This window comes from Marinibactrum halimedae (assembly GCF_021234875.1).
GTDB lineage: Bacteria > Pseudomonadota > Gammaproteobacteria > Pseudomonadales > Cellvibrionaceae > Marinibactrum > Marinibactrum halimedae.
This window is the reverse complement of record NZ_JAJQVM010000112.1, coordinates 1-841: the sequence shown is the minus strand read 5'-3', so window position 1 is coordinate 841 and position 841 is coordinate 1. Positions and strand designations below refer to the sequence as shown.

Sequence of the window (841 nt, the reverse complement as noted above, 5' to 3'; positions counted from 1 at the left end):
CTGAATTTACTCAAAACGAATGATGACAGTAAAAGGCGAATCAAACAGCGCATAGTGGCCGCCGCAGCGGACGACGAATATCGTTCAAAGATTCTTCTTTCTGGGTGATTATTACTAGGGAGCCCTGACCAACCAACACGAGATCATATGAAAGAAGATGTGGCTTACTACATGAAGTATTACAATTTAGAAAGGCTGCATAGCGCGAATAAAAATATGTCGCCAATAGAGTACGAAAATCAGTTTAGAAAAGTGTCCGGTTTGAGTTGACCAGTACATCCTTCGAATGCAGAGCGCTTGGAAAGATTAAAACATCAAAATCGTAGCTTTAATCGATCAAATGAGCTACAAAAACATCTTGAGTCTATAGGCTTAACCGATACTCCACAAAATAACAAATTTATTAGAGAGCACTTACTGGATGTTGGGAAACAAGTTACCCCTGATAATCGTGTTTGGGTTCCGAGTGTTATTGAGGGCCCGAAAGGAAAGTTGAAGGTAGAAAGTACATGGAAGGTTTTGGATAACGGTAAGTCCTATCTCTCTACAATCAAATTTATTCCTATGGAGAAAAAATAATGCAAGCTGAAATTAATGGTTTATTAAAAGAGATAGAAGCTTGTGAGAACTTTGAAGAAGCGGAAATGGCTTTAGGGAACCTCTATAAATTCGTTTTTTTAGCGCGATAATTTTCTAATTTTTCTACCGGAACACTTACCGAAAATAATTATCATTACGCATTTATTTACAAAAATATTGGATAAAAATTCGTTCTTTTGATGATTTTTTCTCCCTATTTGTATATTCCAGACGCACGTTGGCCGCATAGCGTGACAAATCG

General features: G+C 37.3%; 1 protein-coding gene and 1 pseudogene. Both read left to right on the top strand.

All coding sequences use genetic code 11. The features are described from left to right. Positions 1–129: 129 nt before the first annotated feature. A pseudogene (locus LU351_RS20545) lies at positions 130–270 on the top strand (IS3 family transposase); the annotation flags it as partial. A gap of 27 nt (positions 271–297) precedes the next feature. Beyond that, positions 298–579, top strand: a complete 282-nt coding sequence (locus LU351_RS20540; protein WP_232595952.1) for a hypothetical protein — start codon at positions 298–300, stop codon at positions 577–579. Positions 580–841: the final 262 nt, after the last annotated feature.